Genomic DNA, 15,543 nt, shown 5'->3' with positions numbered 1-15,543 from the left:
GCAGCCCGTGGACGAGCAGACCCCCGACGCCCGCGACGAGCTCGCCGCCGACATCGACCGGGTCTGCCGCCTCGAGGGCGAGTTCGTCGTCCGGTCCGGGGCCGTAGTGCCGGAGTACTTCGACAAGTACCTCTTCGAGTCCGACCCGGTCCTGCTGCGCCGGGTCGCCGAGGCCATGGTGCGGCTCGTGCACGCCGACACCGACCTGCTCGGCGGTCTCGAGCTCGGCGGGGTGCCGATCGCCACGATGATGAGCAGCCTGACCGGCCTGCCGGCGCTCTTCGTGCGCAAGGCACCCAAGGCGTACGGCACCCGGCGCCTCGCCGAGCGCGCCGACGTGGCCGGCCGCCGGATCACGCTCGTCGAGGACATCGTCACGACGGGCGGTGCCGCGCGTGATGCCACGGTCGCGCTGCGCGAGCAGAGCGCGACGGTCGAGGTCGTCGTGTGCACCATCGACCGCAGCGAGCCGGGCGCCAACCGGCTGCACGAGCTCGGCCTCGAGACCCGCTCGGTCCTGACCCGCGCCGACCTCGACCGCGCCCGCGAGGCCGCGCGCTCCTGACGACTGCTCGCCCCCTGCACGACCGCCCGTCACTTGCCCGACTGCCCGCCACCTGCCCGACCGTCCGTCACTTGCCCGACTGCCCCCAACCTGCCCGACTGCTCGCCGACCGGAAGACTGCCCGGGTATGCCGTGTCGCTCGTGCGCTGAAAGAGCAGTCGCGCTGAGGGCGAGCACTCGAGCCCGTGCCCACCGAGGCGGCACCGAGCCACCGGCATACGGGTGGCTTGGGCTCGCGGAGGGTGGCCGGGCAGGTCAGGCGGGTCCAGCGGGTCAGGCGGGGCCGAGGCGGCGGCGCAGCCGGCGCACCCCGAGGGCGAGCGCCACGTCGCGGTACTGCGCGGCCCGGTGCACCTGGGAGCGCCAGTCGGTGCCGGTGACCCGGTGCTGCAGGTCGCACGGCACCTCGAGGATGGTCAGCCCGGCGTCGAGCACGTCGACCGTCATGCCGACCTCGACCCCCCACCCCCGGGCGAACGGGGTCGCGGCGGCGATCGCGGCCGGCGACAGGCAGCGCATGCCCGAGAGGGGCTGGTGCGGCGACCAGCCGGTCAGCTCCTCGATGCCGTGGCGGGCGAGGCCGACGACGAGTCCGTGCCCGCCGGCGCTGCCCTTCTGCTCCGGCAGGGTCGCGATGGTGAGGTCTGCCTCGCCGCGGGCGACCGGCCCCACGAGCGCCCCGACGGCCTGGGCGGAGGCCTCGAGGTCGGCGTCGACGAAGAGGACCGACGTGGACTCCTCGAGCCGCCCGACGCGGCGCAGCCCGCTGACCCGGCCGAGCCCGCTCATCATGGCGTCGGCCTTGCCGTGGTTGCGCGGGTGGCGCACCACCTCAGCGCCCTCGCGGGCGGCGATGGCTGCGGTGCCGTCGGTCGAGCCGTCGTCGACGACGACGACCGCGGAGACGCCCGGGATGGTGCGCACGCCGCGGATCGTCGCGGCGATGCGGGCCGCCTCGTCCTTGGCCGGGATGACGACGGCGACGGACATCGGCGGGGTCGTCGGCATCGTCGCCCATCCTCTCAGCGCAGGGTGACCTGGCGGTTGGTCAGGCCGGCCTTGGCGCCGCGCTCGGCCGCGGTGAGCGGCTCGGTGGAGGCGGCGGCCGCGTCGACCTTCGTCTTCATGGCCGCGACGGCGTCCTCGAAGTCGGCTGCCTCGGAGGCGGGGTCGACCTCCCACACCGGGATGAGCAGGCCGCTCGAGCGGAAGCAGCCGAGCAGGCGGCCGTCCTCGCCGAGGTGGCTGTCGCCGGCGGCGTGCAGGCGGGCCAGGGCGTTGGTGGCGTCGTCCTCGGCGAAGGGCAGCACCCAGCGCACGTAGGTGCGCTCGCCGATGCGGCACCAGAAGGCGGACGGTGCGGCGTCGAGCTTGACGGTCGGGATGGCCGACTCGTTGGCGCGGTCGAGCGACTCCTTGCCGTCGGCGTCGAGGTCGGCGTCGGCGACCCAGAAGTCGAAGCCCTCGTGCAGCTGCATCTCGAAGGGCGCGTCGGTGTCGAGGATGTCCTGCAGGCGCGGGGTGTCGGCCATCGAGACGGGCAGCGTCGCGACGGGCGAGCCGGGCTCGGCGACCGACGCGAGAGCGATGGCCTGGGCGATGTCGCGACTCGTGTCGCCGCTGCCGTTGCCGGACTGGATGCCGACGACGACCTCGCCGCCCTCACGGTGCAGGCCGGGCCAGGCGAGCGGGAGCACCGTCGCGATGGTCACCTCGTCGGGCGCACCCTCGGGCGCCTTGCCCTTGGCGAAGCGCACCGTCGCGGTCGCGGCCGGGACGATCTCGCGCATGGCGACCCAGTCGGTCTCGTTGGGCAGGCCCTCGAAGGGGCGCGCCACGAAGGGGGCCGGAAGCGGACGTGCGGAACGGTCAGCGCGCTCGCCGCGCGGTCGACGTGATGCCTTACCCATGCGCGCCACCCTAGTGGCCGCGCCGGGGTCAGCCGAACGCGGTCGCGAGCGGCGCGAGGGCCAGCACGTCGTCGGGTCCGTCGAGGCCGACCGGGGCGACGAACGCGGTCGTGACGCCGCGCTCGGCGAGGCCCGCGAGGCGGTCGGCGTGCTCGCCCGGCGTGCCGGCATGGTGCCGGGCCGCGAAGGTCGCCGCCGCGACGCGTCCTCGGTGCCGCTCGACGCGGGACCAGACGTCGTCGCGGTCGCGACCGAGCAGGGGCAGGTCGAGCACCGTCGCGTGGACGGTGGCCCGGTCGCGGCCCGCCTCGTCGACGAGGTCGAGGTAGCGCGCGACCTTGGCCAGCCCGGCGTCGTCGGAGAGCACGTTGCACCCGTCGCCGAGGCGGGCGGCGACGCGCAGCGTGCGGTCGCCGCCGCCACCGACGACGACCGGCAGCTCACCGACCGGGCGGGGGTAGCAGGTCGTCTCGGGCAGTGAGACCAGGCGTCCGGCATACGTCTTCGTCCCCGGCGCCCAGAGCGCCTTCATCGTCTCGATCCCCCGCTCGAGCGCGTCGAGCCGCTCTCTCGCAGAAGGGAACCCGAGGCCGTATGCCGTGTGCTCGCGCTCCCACCATCCCGCGCCGACCCCGACGAACGCCCGTCCACCCGTCAGGGCAGACAGGGTGGCTGCCGCCTTGGCGGTGATGCCCGGGGCGCGGAACGTCACCGGCGTCACGAGGGTGCCGAGGTGCAGACGCGTCGTCGAGGCTGCGAGCGCCCCGAGCGTCACCCACGGCTCCGGGATCGGGTCCCAGGCCCGACCGACCTGCGGGATCTGGATGAGGTGGTCCATGAGCGCGATGCCGGCGAGGCCGGCCTCCTCGGTGGCTGCCGCGACGTCGCGCAGCCACGTGAGCAGGTCGACGTCGGCCGGGAACCGTGAGAGCTGCAGCACGACGCCGCGCAGCCCGGCGCCCTGCTCCGGCAACGCACCGGAGGAGCGCGAGGTCGTGCCGGCTGCAACCGTGGTCGGCCGTCCGGTGCTCGGTGTGTTGCCGGGGTGGGTGGGGACGTCCGGGGTGGCGACGAGGACGGAGTCCCAGCCCTCGTCGTCGAGCAGGCCCACGGTGGCGGCGACGGTCGCGAGCTGGCGGTCGAGGACGCGGGCCGGGACCGGGCGGTCGCGCGCGGCGTTGCGCGAACGGCATACGCCAGCAGGGGTGTCGAGCACGACGGCGACCGCGGGCAGTCCCGCCTCGTGGGCGGCAGCGAGCCAGCGGCGACGCCTCGCCGGGTCGGTGCCGACCGTGTCGACGACGACCGTCAGGCGCCGACCCAGCCGGGCGGCCACGACCTGCTCGAGCAGCGCGAACGCGTCGGCCGAGGCGTCGAGGTCGTGCTCACCGCTGCCGACGACGCCCCGCAGCGCGTCGGAGGAGACGATCTCGGCGGTCCGGTAGCGGGACGACGCCCAGGTCGACTTGCCGGATCCGGAGGCGCCGACGAGGACGACGAGCGCCGGGTCGGGCACGGGCACCACGTCGACCACGGGCGCGGGACCGGACGGCTCAGTGCGAGCGGCGGCGGGACGGCCCGCCGAGGGAGGCCCACACGGTGCGGCCGTTGGGATCCTCGATGACGCCCCACTCGTGCGCGAGCGAGCGGACGATGCGCAGGCCGCGTCCCCCGGGCGCCCACATCGTCGGTGGGGCCGGCCTCGGGACGGTCGGGCCGCCGCCGTCGGAGACCTCGACCTCGACGACGTCGTTCTTGACCTTCCAGTGGATGCGGATGGCTCCGTCGGAGAGCGGCTTGGCGTGGCGGATGGCGTTGGCGACGAGCTCGCTGACGACGATCTCGGCCTCGTCGATCACCTGCGGCAGCACGCGCCGGGCCACGAGGTCCTCGACGAGGGCCTTGCGGATGCGCGGGGCTGCGGACGGAGCCCACTGGATGCGCACGGTGCGCTTGTCGCCCAGGGGCGCAGCGGCCGGGACGGTGCTCATGGATCTCCTTGCGATTGCGTCGGCTCGTCGAGGTCCCACGCCGGCGTGGGACGTCGAGCCGCTCCCCTGTGTGCTCGCCACGTCACGTCCTCTCACGGGCGAATCGCTTTCCCCCGTCGACGAACGCTAACCAAACCTGCGCCGGACCTCAATGAACTGTGAGTTTTTCCCGAGCCGCTGACCTGCACCTTCCTCACTATCCGGCTCTCTAGCGGCTCTTCTAGATGTCCGCATACGGACCGATCGTCGAGGCAGGCCCGTGGGACCCGACCTCCGGACCCGGCCGTACCCCATTCCACCCCTCCCATTCACGTCTTGCTTCGCGAACAGTCGCGATATATCGTTGACCTATCGCGACTGTTCGTGAGTCGCGTTCGTAGAAGGAGACACACCATGCACGGACACCACCATCACCACACCCGTCGCGAGTCCGGCTGGGACGGCGGCTGGGGCGGCGGCTGGGGAGGTCAGGGCAACGGCCCCGGCTTCGGCCCCGGTCGCGGGCCCTGGGGCGGTCCCGGCGGCTCCGGTCCCGGCGGCCGCGGTCGCCCCGGACCTCCCCCGTGGGTCGCCGACCTCGTCCGCCACTTCGGCGGACCCGGCTTCGGCCCCGACTTCGGCGGCCCGCGCCGCGGGCCCCGCGCCCGTCGCGGCGACGTCCGCGCCGCGATCCTCGACGTCCTCGCGGGCGACGAGATGAACGGCTACCAGCTCATCCAGCAGATCTCCGAGCGCACCGGCGGCGCGTGGAAGCCGAGCCCAGGCTCGGTCTACCCGACCGTCCAGCAGCTCGAGGACGAGGGCCTCGTCGAGGGCCGCGACGTCGAGGGCCGGCGGCTGCTGCGGCTCACCGACGCGGGTCGTGCCTACGTCGAGGAGAACGCCGAGGAGATGGCCGCCACCTGGCGGCCCTTCGAGGAGTCGACCGAGGAGGAGGAGTCGCCCCGGCCCTCCGGCGGCGCGAACGACCTCATGCCGCTCGTCGGCCAGGTCATGGGCGGCATGTGGCAGGTCGTCACGACCGGCACCTCGCAGCAGCGCGCCGAGGCGGCGGAGATCCTCACGGAGACCCGGCGCAAGCTCTACCGCCTGCTCGCCGACGGCGACCCGGAGTAGAACCCGGAGTAGAACCCGGAGTAGACACCCGCCCGGAACCGAGCAACCCCTGCACCCCGAGCGCGTTCAGTCGCGCTCGGGGTGCAGCACGAAGAAGCCGAGGTCGCGCCCGCCGGCGCGCATCTCGTATGCCGTGTAGCCGCGGTAGTAGGCCAGCGCCGCCTCGCGCACGCGCTCCCTCTCGGGCCCCTGCACCTGGACGGCCCGCACCGGGTGCCGCACGCCGTCGACCTCGAGCGTGGCCCGCGGGTGGGCGCGGAGGTTGAAGTACCACGCCGGTGGGCGCTCGGAGCCGTAGCTCGAGGCGATGACGCCCCACCCGTCCTCGAGCGGGGCGAGCATGAGCGGCACGGCGCGTGGCAGCCCCGACCGAGCGCCGGTCGTCGTCAGCATCCCGACGGGGACGGCGGCGACCCACTGACTCGGCAGGGCGCGACCGGGCGCGATCCGGTGGGCGACCCCGTCGATCCGGTGCAGCACGCGACGGGAGACCCACGCCCCGGGGCGCGAGGCGACGAGCCCGCGCAGGGCACGCTGGACCGGGTTCGCCTCGTCGATGGGGCGCAGTCGCATGTCTGCAGCGTAGAACCCGCCCGTCCCGCGCACGAGGCGTCGGGCAGGATGGCCGGGTGTCCACGTCAGCACCCCTCCAGCCGCCGGGCCCGTCGGGGCTGCTCGTCGCCGGCACGTCGTCCGATGCGGGCAAGTCCGTCGTCGTCGCGGGACTGTGCCGCGCCCTGGCGCGCCGCGGGATCCGCGTGGCGCCCTTCAAGGCGCAGAACATGTCGAACAACTCGATGGTCTGCCTCGACGGCGGCGAGATCGGGCGGGCGCAGTACCTCCAGGCCCAGGCGGCGAGGCTGGAGCCCACGACGGCGATGAACCCGGTGCTGCTCAAGCCCGGCACCGACCGACGGTCGTTCGTCGTCGTGCGCGGCGAGCCGGCCGGGACGCTCGAGGCGGGTCAGTATGCCGCGGGCCGCGCCCACCTGGCCGACGCGGCCTTCGCGGCCTACCGGGAGCTCGCGGACGCCTACGAGCTCGTCGTCTGCGAGGGTGCCGGCTCCCCCGCGGAGATCAACCTGCGCGCAGGTGACTACGTCAACATGGGGCTGGCTCGAGCGTTCGGGCTGCCGGTCGTCGTCGTCGGCGACATCGACCGCGGGGGCATCCTCGCCTCGCTCTACGGCACGTGGGCCCTGCTCGGCGAGGACGACCGCGCCCTGCTGAAGTCCTTCGTCATCAACAAGTTCCGCGGCGACGCCTCGGTGCTCGAGCCCGGGCTCGACGAGATCACGGACCGCACCGGCGTGCCCTTCCACGGGGTCATCCCGTGGCTGCTCGACGTCTGGCTCGACAGCGAGGACACCCTCGAGGTCGGCCACTGGCGCGCCTCGACCGCGCTGTCGGCGACCTCGCGCGACCGGCTCAAGGTGGCGGTCGTCCGGCTGCCACGCATCTCCAACGCGACCGACGTCGACGCCCTCGCCGCCGAGCCGGGGGTCGACGTCCTCGTAACGGTCGACCCGGCCGTGGCCGAGTCCGCCGACCTGCTCGTGCTGCCCGGGTCCCGTTCGACCGCAAGTGATCTCGAGTGGTTGCGCGAACGGGGGCTGGCCGAGGTCGTCAGGCGCCGGGTCGCCGCCGGGCGTCCGGTGCTGGGCGTCTGCGGGGGCTACCAGATGCTCGGCCACGAGATCGAGGACGACGTCGAGGGGCGGGTGGGGGTCGTGCCGGGACTCGGGCACCTGCCGGTCCGCACCGAGTTCGGCGAGGCGAAGGTGCTCGCGCGGCCGCTCGGGGCCTGGTCGGACCACGTCGTGGACACGGCCTACGAGATCCACCACGGCATCGCCCGACCGCTCATCAGCGGGGGCGATGAGGGCGCGGATCCGGCTGGCGCGCAAGGCTTCCTGGACGGCTGGAACGTCGGCTCGGTCTGGGGGACGATGTGGCACGGCGCCTTCGAGAGCGACGCCTTCCGCCGGGCCTGGCTGACGCAGGTGGCGGCCCTCGCGGGCTCGGAGTGGAGACCGCACGCCGACGCGCCGGGCTTCGCCGCACGCCGTGAACGCATGCTCGACACCCTCGCCGACGCCCTCGAGGAGCACGTCGACCTCGACGCCCTGATCGCCCTCACCCGGATGGGAGCCACCCCGTGATCGAACGCATCCGCATCATCGGCATCGGCATGGGGGACCCGCTGCAGGTCACCGGCGAGGCCGCCCGCGCGCTCGCCACGGTCGACGTCTTTCTCGTCGCCGACAAGGGCGAGGTGAAGTCCGACCTCGTCGCTGCGCGCCAAGCCGTCTGCGACGCCCTCATCCCGGCGGCGCACGCCTACCGCGTCGTCGAGGTCCCCGACCCGAGGCGCGGACCCGACGCGGAACGCGACGACACGGCATACGACCGCGGGGTGCGGAACTGGCACGCGGCGCGGGTGGACGCCTATGCCGAGCTCATCGAGTCCCTGCCCGACAGCGAGACGACGGTCGGCTTCCTCGTGTGGGGCGACCCGGCGTTCTACGACTCGACCATCCGTGTCGTCGACGCGCTCGTGCAGCGTTGGGCCGCAGAGGGACTCGAGGTCGACCACGACGTCATCGCGGGCATCAGCGCACCCCAGCTTCTCGCTGCCCGCCACCGCATCCCCCTCAACCGCATCGGCGCGCCGATCCACATCACGACCGGGCGACGGCTCGTGGACGAGTACGACCCCGCCCTCGGCGACGTCGTCGTCATGCTCGACGGGCACCTGGCGTGCGCAGAGCTCGCGCAGGCCCACCCCGACGTCGAGCTCTACTGGGGCGCCTACCTCGGCACGCCCGACGAGCTGCTCGTGCACGGGCCGCTGGCCCAGGTGGTCGACGAGGTGCGCCGGGTGCGCGACGAGGCCCGCGAGCGCCACGGGTGGGTCATGGACACCTACCTGCTGCGGCCACCGGCCGGCGCGCCCGCGGTCGCCGGCCCGAGCGGCTTCCCCGAGACCGCGCCGCTGACCGACGGTATCGTCACCGTGCGACCGGTCACCGCAGGCGACTGGCAGGTGCTGCGCGACGAGCACAACAACGAGGAGTCGCTGCGCTGGGACTTCTTCGGGCAGCCCCACACCGACGAGCGGGCCGGGCAGCTGGCGGCTCAGGCGCGGCGCGAGTGGCGGCTGGGGCGAGCCGCACGGTTCGTCATGGTCGACGCGGTCACCGGCGAAGGCGCCGGCGTCATCAACGTCATGCGGATGGGACCGCCCGGGCTCGGGCTCGTCGGCTACGGCGTGCTGCCCGACTTCCGGGGACGCGGCTTCACCACGCGGGCCCTGCGGCTGGTGGCCCGGTGGGCGTTCGAGGAGGCCGGCATCGAGCGGCTCGAGCTCGGGCACAAGGCGGAGAACCTCGCCTCGGGCAGGGCAGCCGCCAAGGCCGGCTTCAGTCCCGAAGGTCGGCTGCGCCAGCGCCTGCCCAACCCGGACGGCACCCGCTCCGACGAGATCTACTACGCCCTGACGCGCGACCAGCTCTCGCCGGAGGACGGCGCCTGAGCGCCACGGCGGGCTAGGGTGCCGCCATGGGCGACAGGGGCCTGAACAGGACGACCGACGCAGGGGAGCCGATGTCCGTCGCGCCCGTCGTGCCCGACGACCGCCCGCGGCGGGTGGAGCAGCCGCGCCTGAGGCGCCCCGCGTTGTGGTCCCTGGGGCTCGGCGCGGCGTCCCTCGTCGCGCTGTCGGTCTACGCCTTCCTGCCGCCGGAGAAGCTCCAGCTCTCGTCCGGCTCGGCAGAGTCCGGCTGGACGGTCAACCTCGCCGCGGCCCTCTTCGTCGCCGCCGGCTGCGTGGCCTGCGTGTGGCTCGTCCGGCTGCAGTGGCTGCTCGGCCGGGCGGGGCGTGTGCCGTCGGTCTCGTCGGACCTCGGGCTCTGGATCATGTGGGGCATCCCGCTGCTCAGCTGGGTCCTGCCGGTAATGCGGATCTCACGCTGGGACAAGGCCATCCACGGGCATCGGTCCTGGACACCCATCGCCTGGGCCGTCCTGTGGGTGCCGTTCTCCGCACAGCTCCGTGGGTCCCGGCCGCCCGGCGTCACCCCCGACCCGACGGACGCCTGGGGCTTCGTCGCGCTCAACGTGGCCACCTTCGCCCTGTGGGCGGCGACGGTCCTGCGGCTGACGCGTGGCGCCGAGGTCGTGGCGCACCAGACCGGGGCCGACGCGTAGACCCTCCCGCTACACCCGCGCGAGGAAGTCGAGGACGCGCTGCCGCACCAGGGCGGCAGCCTCATTGTCGTGGGCCGGCGCGCTGGCGTCGGCGAACAGGTGCCCGCAACCGGGGTAGAGGAAGAGCTCACCCTGCTCGGCCGCGTCGACGACGGCCCGTGCCGCGTCGACGTCCCCCTCGTCCATGAAGAACTCGTCCGCCTCACCCCCGTGGACCTGCACGGGAACGCCGGCCGGCCACCCGGCCGCGAACTCCCCCAGCGGGATCGCCGAGTCGAGCAGCACGGCGCCGCGCGCACCCGCTCGAGTCTGCGCCAGCTGCTGGGCAGGCATGACGCCCAGGGAGAACCCGGCATACACCAGGTCGTCGGGCAGGCCCTCGGCAGCGGCGACGCCCTGCTCGAGGAGGGCACCGAAACCGAGGGAGCGGGCGTTGGCCATGCCCTCGTCGAGGGTCGCGAAGCTCTTGCCCGAGTAGAGGTCCGGCGCGTGGACGGTGTGGCCCGCCGCGCGCAGGGCGTCGGCGAAGGAGAGGAACCCGTCGGTCTGGCCCAGCGCGTGGTGGAAGAGGAGGACGGCGGCCATGCTTGCTCCTGTGCTCGAGGTTTCCCGTGGCTTTGATCCAACAATCTAGACTGATCCAACAATGTCGATCAATAGCCAGCAGCTCCCGGACTACGACCTCCCCGACGCGGTCGAGCTGACGACGCCTGCCCAGCTGCGCGCCATCGCCGACCCGCTGCGCTCCTCGCTGCTCGACCTCGTGCTCGAGCGCGCGGCCACGGTGGCCGAGCTCGCCGCAGCCGTCGGCCGGCCCAGGAGCACCGTGGCCCACCACGTCGGTGTGCTCGTCGACGCCGGCATGCTCCGCGTCGTGCGGACGCGCCGGGTCCGAGCCATCGACGAGCGCTACTACGGCCGCACCGGCCGGACCATCACGATCGGTGTCGCGCGGCGCCCGGGCGACGAGATGACCCCGGTGTGCGTCAACTCCCTCTCCGTCGCGGCCGCAGAGTCCGTGCCCGCCCACGAGGACGACACCCTCTACTCGACGCTGCGCCACGTCCGCATCCCCCGCGAGAGCGCCTCGGAGTTCTGGCGCCGGGTCGAGGGTCTGGTCCGGGAGTTCACGGCGCTCCCCCGCTCGGGCGAGACCGTCTACGGCCTCGCCGTCGGCCTCTACCCCACCGACCAGCCCGTCCTCCCGGAGCCGCCGGAGCCGACGGAGCCGGAGGACGACCCGGCCTGATCGGGCAGGTGATCGCGCGGCCGCTGCTGCTGGGCGACACCGGGCGCGCGACCTCACGCCTGATCTCGACGGGGAACGGCGTGGAACGACGCAAAACGACGAGAACAGCCCGCTCGGCGGCATACCCTCGTGCCCTGTCACGGAACGAGGAGTCGGGCATGGATGACGTACCTTCGGCGCCCGCGGGCTGGTACCCGGCGGGCGAGGGCGAGCGCTACTGGGACGGCAGCGCCTGGACCCCGCACGTGCGGCCGGCCATGGCCCCGCCCGTCGCGGCGCGGGACACGCACGGGCTCCCCCACCAGGCCACCGGTGCCGGGCCGCCCCCGGCCGCCGGCCCGGCACCGGTGAACGCCGCCCCCATCTACTTCACCCAGGTCGCCCCCAAGAACCCCGCGCTGTCCGCGCTCGCGTCGTTCTTCGTGCCCGGCCTCGGCAGCATGATCAACGGCGACGTCGCCAAGGGCATCGGGATCCTCGTCGGCTACTTCATCAGCTGGGTGCTCGTCATCGTGCTCGTCGGGCTCGTCGGGGTCCTCGGCTTCTGGGTATGGGGCATGGTCGACGCCGCCGAGGGCGCGAGGCGCTGGAACGCGCGGCACGGCATCCTCAGCTAGTTCCGGTCGATCCGCCGCGGGCGCGACAGCAGCGGAGGACACTGGGAAGATGGCGCGACGAAACCTCAAGTGCCTCATCCTCGGCCACCGCTACACGCGGATGAAGCTGCGCGGCCGGACGATCCTGACCTGCAAGCGGTGCGGCGACGTCGACGTCGTCGAGCACGACATGCGTGGCCTGCAGTTCTGATCGGGGAGACGGCTCAGTCCTCGAGGTCGCCCTCGACGTCGAGGTAGACCTGCTGGAGCTCGGCGAGCAGCGCCGGGTCGGGCTCGGCCCACAGCCCGCGGTCGACGGCCTCGTGCAGCCGCTCGATCATGCCGTGCAGCGCCCACGGGTTGGCGTGCTGGACGAAGTCGCGGTTCTCCTTGTCGAGCACGTACGTCTGGGCGAGCTGCTCGTACATCCAGTCGGTGACCACGCCTGCCGTGGCGTCGAACCCGAAGAGGTAGTCGACGGTGGCCGCGAGCTCGAAGGCGCCCTTGTAGCCGTGCCGCCGCATCGCCGCGATCCACCGGGGGTTGACCACGCGGGCGCGGAAGACGCGGGCGGTCTCCTCGGTCAGCGTGCGGGTGCGGACCGCGTCGGGCGTCGTCGAGTCACCGACGTACGCCTTGGGCTCGCGACCCGTCAGCGCGCGGACCGTCGCGACCATGCCGCCGTGGTACTGGAAGTAGTCGTCACTGTCGGCGATGTCGTGCTCGCGGGTGTCGATGTTCTTGGCGGCGACGTCCATGCGCGCGTAGGTGCGCTCCATGTCGGCCCGAGCAGGTATGCCGTCCAGCTCGCGCCCGTAGGCGAAGCCGCCCCACGTGGCGTAGACCTCCGCGAGGTCGGCGTCGGTGCGCCAGTTGCCCGACTCTACGAGCGGCAGGATGCCGGCGCCGTAGGAGCCGGGCTTGCTGCCGAAGATGCGGGTCGTCGCACGGCGGGCGTCGCCGTGCTCGGCGAGGTCGTCGGCGACGTGGGCCCGGACGTAGTTCTCGTCGGGGCCCTCGTCGAGGTCGGCGACGAGACGGACGGCGTCGTCGAGCATCGCGATGACGTGCGGGAAGGCGTCGCGGAAGAAGCCGGAGATGCGGACCGTGACGTCGATGCGGGGGTGGCCCAGCTCGGCGAGCGGCACCACGTCGAGGCCGACGACACGTCGGGACATCTCGTCCCAGCGGGGCCGGACGCCGATGAGCGAGAGCACCTCGGCGATGTCGTCGCCGGAGGTGCGCATCGCGGAGGTGCCCCACACCGACAGGCCGACCGACCGCGGCCACTCGCCGGTGTCGGCGCGGTGCCGGGCGAGCAGGTCGTCGGCCAGGCGCTGTCCGGTCTCCCAGGCGAGCCGGCTCGGGATGGCCTTGGGGTCGACGGAGTAGAAGTTGCGTCCCGTCGGCAGCACGTTGACGAGACCGCGCAGGGGCGAGCCGGAGGGCCCGGCCGGCACGTAGCCCCCGTCAAGCGCGTGGAGCACGGCGTCGATCTCGCCCGTCGTGGCCCGCAGCCGCGGCACGACCTCGCGGCACGCGAAGGCGAGCGAACGGCATACGCCCTCGGTGTCGACCTGCGGGTCGGCACCCAGCTGCTCGCGGACGATCCGGGGCACGGCGGCCTCGTCCCAGTCGGCCTCCGCGAGGCCGGCGACGAGCGCGGCCGCCTGCGCCTCGGTGTCGTCGACGGACGAGCGCCCCGACTGCCCCTCGGTGAGCCCGAGGGCGGTCCGGAGCCCTGGCACCGCGCCGACGGCCCCGGCGAAGACCTGGTTGGCCCGCAGGATGGCGAGCACGAGGTTGGCCAGGCCCTCCCCCGTGGGGGCCTCGCCGAGGACGTGCAGCCCGTCGCGGATCTGGACGTCCTTGACCTCGCAGAGCCAGCCGTCGACGTGCATGACGAACTCGTCGAAGGCCTCGTCGTCGGGACGCTCGTCGAGCCCGAGGTCGTGGTGCATCTGCGCGGACTGGATGAGCGTCCAGATCTCGGCGCGCAGGGCCGGCGCCTTGGCCGGGTCCATGACCGAGACGTTGCCGTACTCGTCGAGCAGCTGCTCGAGCCGGGCGATGTCGCCGTAGGACTCGGCGCGCGCCATCGGCGGCACGAGGTGGTCGACGATCGTCGCGTGGGCGCGCCGCTTGGCCTGGCTGCCCTCGCCGGGGTCGTTGACGAGGAAGGGGTAGACGAGAGGGATCGCGCCGATCGTCGCATCCGGTCCACAGGCGGCGGAGAGCGCGAGGTTCTTTCCGGGCAGCCACTCCAGGTTGCCGTGCTTGCCCATGTGCACGATCGCGTGGGCGCCGAAATCCCTGGCGAGCCAGTCGTAGACGGCGAGGTAGTGGTGCGTGGGCGGCAGGTCGGGGTCGTGGTAGATCGCGATCGGGTTCTCGCCGAAGCCGCGCGGTGGCTGCACGATGACGACGACGTTGCCGGCGCGCAGGCTCGCGGCGACGAGCTCGCCGTCGGCGTCGGTGTGGCGGTCGACGAAGACCTCGCCGGGCACGTCGCCCCAGTGCTTCGTCACGGCGTCGCGGAGGTTCGTGGGGAGCGTGTCGAAGTGCTCGCGGTAGCGCTCGGCGGGGATGCGCACCGGCTGGCCGGTCAGCTGCTCCTGGGTCAGCCAGTCCTCGTCCTGGCCGCCGGCCTCGATGAGCGCGTGGATGAGCGCGTTGCCGGCGGTCGTGTCGGGCGTCTCGCCGTCGACGGGCTCGAGCGGCCCGGTGCCGGGGATCTCGCCGGGCTCGCCGAGGTCGTAGCCGGCGTCGCGCATCGCGCGGAGCAGCCGGATGATCGAGACCGGGGTGTCGAGGCCGACGGCGTTCCCGATGCGGGAGTGCTTCGAGGGGTACGCCGACAGGACGATCGCGATGCGGCGCTCGGCGGGCGGGGTGTGCCGCAGGCGGGCGTGGTTCACCGCCAGGGTCGCCAGACGGGCACACCGCTCAGGGTCCGGGACGTAGTGCGGCAACCCGTCGGCGTCGGTCTCCTTGAAGGAGAACGCGTTCGCGATGATCCGGCCGTCGAACTCGGGCACGGCGACCTGCGTGGCGACGTCGAGCGGGCTCATGCCGTCGTCGCTGGCCTCCCACTGGTCGCGGCTCCACGTCAGGCACAGGCCCTGGATGATCGGCACGTCGAGCGCGGCGAGGGCCTGGACGTCCCAGGCCTCGTCGTCCTCGCCGGCGCTCGCCGTGCCGGGCTTGGTGCCGCCGGCCGCGAGCACGGTCGTGACGAGGACGTCGTATGCCGTGAGGTGCTCGAGCAGGTCGGCCGGCGCGTCGCGGAGCGACGAGACGTGCACCGGCACCCCGATGCCTCCGGCCGCGTCGACGGCGTCGGCGAGGGCATGGACGTAGTCGGTGTTCTCGGCCGCGAACTGGGCCCGGTAGAAGAGGATCCCGACGCGCGGGCGGGGAGCATCGCCCGCAGCGCCGGAAGTCGTGAGGGCCCCCGCCGGCTCGGGGCGGTCGAGCACGCCCCACACCGGCAGGGCGGCGGGGGGCTCGAAGCCTTCCCCGGTCATGAGGAGCGTGTCGCCGAGGAAGGCGTGCAGCTCGCGGAGGTTCGCGGCACCGCCCTCGGCGAGGTAGCGGTGGGCCTCGGCGACGACGCCGGGCGCGACCGTCGAGAGCTCCATGAGGGCGGCGTTCGGGGTCTGCTCGCCGCCGAGCACGACGAGGGGCTTGCCCGTCGCCCGGACGTGGCGGAAGCCATCGCAGAGGTCCTGGGGCCCTCCGAGGATGCGTGCCACGACGACGTCGGCGGCCCCGATGGCCTCGGCCATCGAGGTGTGGCCCGGACGCGAGGGGTTGGCGACCAGGTAGTCGGCGCCGCTGCCGCGGGCGCACAGCAGGTCGGTGTCAGACGTCGAGAGCAGCGCGATGCGCGTCACAGGAACTCCTC

General features: G+C 73.5%; 15 protein-coding genes. 8 read left to right on the top strand and 7 right to left on the bottom strand.

Going from position 1 to position 15,543, the window contains the following annotated elements; translation table 11 throughout:
• Positions 1 to 7 precede the first annotated feature (7 nt).
• Positions 8 to 565 carry an orotate phosphoribosyltransferase gene (locus ABD297_RS12225; RefSeq protein WP_344255218.1) on the top strand — a complete coding sequence of 186 codons (558 nt, stop codon included), beginning with the start codon at positions 8 to 10 and terminating at the stop codon, positions 563 to 565.
• 273 nt (positions 566 to 838) lie between these two features.
• Here the strand turns inward: ABD297_RS12225 and ABD297_RS12220 are convergent, their stop codons facing one another.
• Genes ABD297_RS12220 through ABD297_RS12205 form a run of 4 tightly spaced genes read right to left on the bottom strand, consistent with a single transcriptional unit; the run spans position 839 to position 4,466 of the window.
• On the bottom strand, positions 839 to 1,573 hold the full coding sequence (locus ABD297_RS12220; protein WP_344255217.1) for a glycosyltransferase family 2 protein: 735 nt from the start codon (positions 1,571 to 1,573) through the stop codon (positions 839 to 841).
• Positions 1,574 to 1,587: 14 nt separating this feature from the next.
• The gene (locus ABD297_RS12215) at positions 1,588 to 2,475 is read right to left on the bottom strand and encodes a DUF5926 family protein (protein ID WP_344255216.1); all 888 of its coding nucleotides are present in this window, start codon (positions 2,473 to 2,475) and stop codon (positions 1,588 to 1,590) included.
• Between the two features lie 28 nt (positions 2,476 to 2,503).
• A complete protein-coding gene (locus tag ABD297_RS12210) occupies positions 2,504 to 3,991 on the bottom strand; it encodes an LLM class flavin-dependent oxidoreductase (RefSeq protein WP_344255215.1) in 1,488 nt (495 codons plus the stop codon).
• A 37-nt stretch (positions 3,992 to 4,028) separates the two neighbouring features.
• The gene (locus tag ABD297_RS12205) at positions 4,029 to 4,466 is read right to left on the bottom strand and encodes an ATP-binding protein (RefSeq protein ID WP_344255214.1); all 438 of its coding nucleotides are present in this window, start codon (positions 4,464 to 4,466) and stop codon (positions 4,029 to 4,031) included.
• A gap of 393 nt (positions 4,467 to 4,859) precedes the next feature.
• Here ABD297_RS12205 and ABD297_RS12200 point away from each other — a divergent pair, with 393 nt between their 5' ends.
• The gene (locus ABD297_RS12200) at positions 4,860 to 5,582 is read left to right on the top strand and encodes a PadR family transcriptional regulator (protein WP_344255213.1); all 723 of its coding nucleotides are present in this window, start codon (positions 4,860 to 4,862) and stop codon (positions 5,580 to 5,582) included.
• Between the two features lie 66 nt (positions 5,583 to 5,648).
• On the opposite strand, the gene ABD297_RS12195 is transcribed toward ABD297_RS12200, so the two are convergent.
• The gene (locus ABD297_RS12195) at positions 5,649 to 6,155 is read right to left on the bottom strand and encodes a nitroreductase family deazaflavin-dependent oxidoreductase (protein WP_344255212.1); all 507 of its coding nucleotides are present in this window, start codon (positions 6,153 to 6,155) and stop codon (positions 5,649 to 5,651) included.
• Between the two features lie 56 nt (positions 6,156 to 6,211).
• Between ABD297_RS12195 and ABD297_RS12190 the strand changes: the two genes are divergently transcribed.
• The 3 genes from ABD297_RS12190 to ABD297_RS12180 all read left to right on the top strand — a co-directional run bounded on the left by ABD297_RS12190 (position 6,212) and on the right by ABD297_RS12180 (position 9,791).
• Positions 6,212 to 7,744 carry a cobyric acid synthase gene (locus ABD297_RS12190; protein WP_344255211.1) on the top strand — a complete coding sequence of 511 codons (1,533 nt, stop codon included), beginning with the start codon at positions 6,212 to 6,214 and terminating at the stop codon, positions 7,742 to 7,744.
• Positions 7,741 to 9,117 carry a precorrin-6A synthase (deacetylating) gene (gene cobF / locus ABD297_RS12185; RefSeq protein ID WP_344255210.1) on the top strand — a complete coding sequence of 459 codons (1,377 nt, stop codon included), beginning with the start codon at positions 7,741 to 7,743 and terminating at the stop codon, positions 9,115 to 9,117. Before ABD297_RS12190 ends, cobF begins: the two co-directional genes overlap by 4 nt.
• A gap of 71 nt (positions 9,118 to 9,188) precedes the next feature.
• Positions 9,189 to 9,791, top strand: a complete 603-nt coding sequence (locus tag ABD297_RS12180) for a hypothetical protein (RefSeq protein ID WP_344255209.1) — start codon at positions 9,189 to 9,191, stop codon at positions 9,789 to 9,791.
• A gap of 9 nt (positions 9,792 to 9,800) precedes the next feature.
• On the opposite strand, the gene ABD297_RS12175 is transcribed toward ABD297_RS12180, so the two are convergent.
• On the bottom strand, positions 9,801 to 10,376 hold the full coding sequence (locus ABD297_RS12175; protein ID WP_344255208.1) for a dienelactone hydrolase family protein: 576 nt from the start codon (positions 10,374 to 10,376) through the stop codon (positions 9,801 to 9,803).
• 61 nt (positions 10,377 to 10,437) lie between these two features.
• On the opposite strand from ABD297_RS12175, the gene ABD297_RS12170 reads away from it, so the two are divergent.
• The 3 genes from ABD297_RS12170 to ABD297_RS12160 all read left to right on the top strand — a co-directional run bounded on the left by ABD297_RS12170 (position 10,438) and on the right by ABD297_RS12160 (position 11,847).
• Positions 10,438 to 11,040: a helix-turn-helix domain-containing protein gene (locus ABD297_RS12170; RefSeq protein WP_344255207.1), complete on the top strand. Its 603-nt coding sequence runs from the start codon at positions 10,438 to 10,440 to the stop codon at positions 11,038 to 11,040.
• A 158-nt stretch (positions 11,041 to 11,198) separates the two neighbouring features.
• A complete protein-coding gene (locus ABD297_RS12165) occupies positions 11,199 to 11,657 on the top strand; it encodes a DUF2510 domain-containing protein (protein ID WP_344255206.1) in 459 nt (152 codons plus the stop codon).
• A gap of 49 nt (positions 11,658 to 11,706) precedes the next feature.
• On the top strand, positions 11,707 to 11,847 hold the full coding sequence (locus ABD297_RS12160) for a hypothetical protein (RefSeq protein ID WP_156415514.1): 141 nt from the start codon (positions 11,707 to 11,709) through the stop codon (positions 11,845 to 11,847).
• A gap of 13 nt (positions 11,848 to 11,860) precedes the next feature.
• Here ABD297_RS12160 and cobN read toward each other — a convergent pair whose 3' ends face one another.
• Positions 11,861 to 15,532: a cobaltochelatase subunit CobN gene (gene cobN, locus ABD297_RS12155; RefSeq protein ID WP_344255205.1), complete on the bottom strand. Its 3,672-nt coding sequence runs from the start codon at positions 15,530 to 15,532 to the stop codon at positions 11,861 to 11,863.
• Between the last annotated feature and the right edge of the window lie 11 nt (positions 15,533 to 15,543).

Source organism: Terrabacter carboxydivorans (assembly GCF_039532035.1).
Classification (GTDB): domain Bacteria; phylum Actinomycetota; class Actinomycetes; order Actinomycetales; family Dermatophilaceae; genus Terrabacter; species Terrabacter carboxydivorans.
Note: the sequence above shows the minus strand (reverse complement) of the source record. Positions and strands in the feature narration are given on the sequence as shown.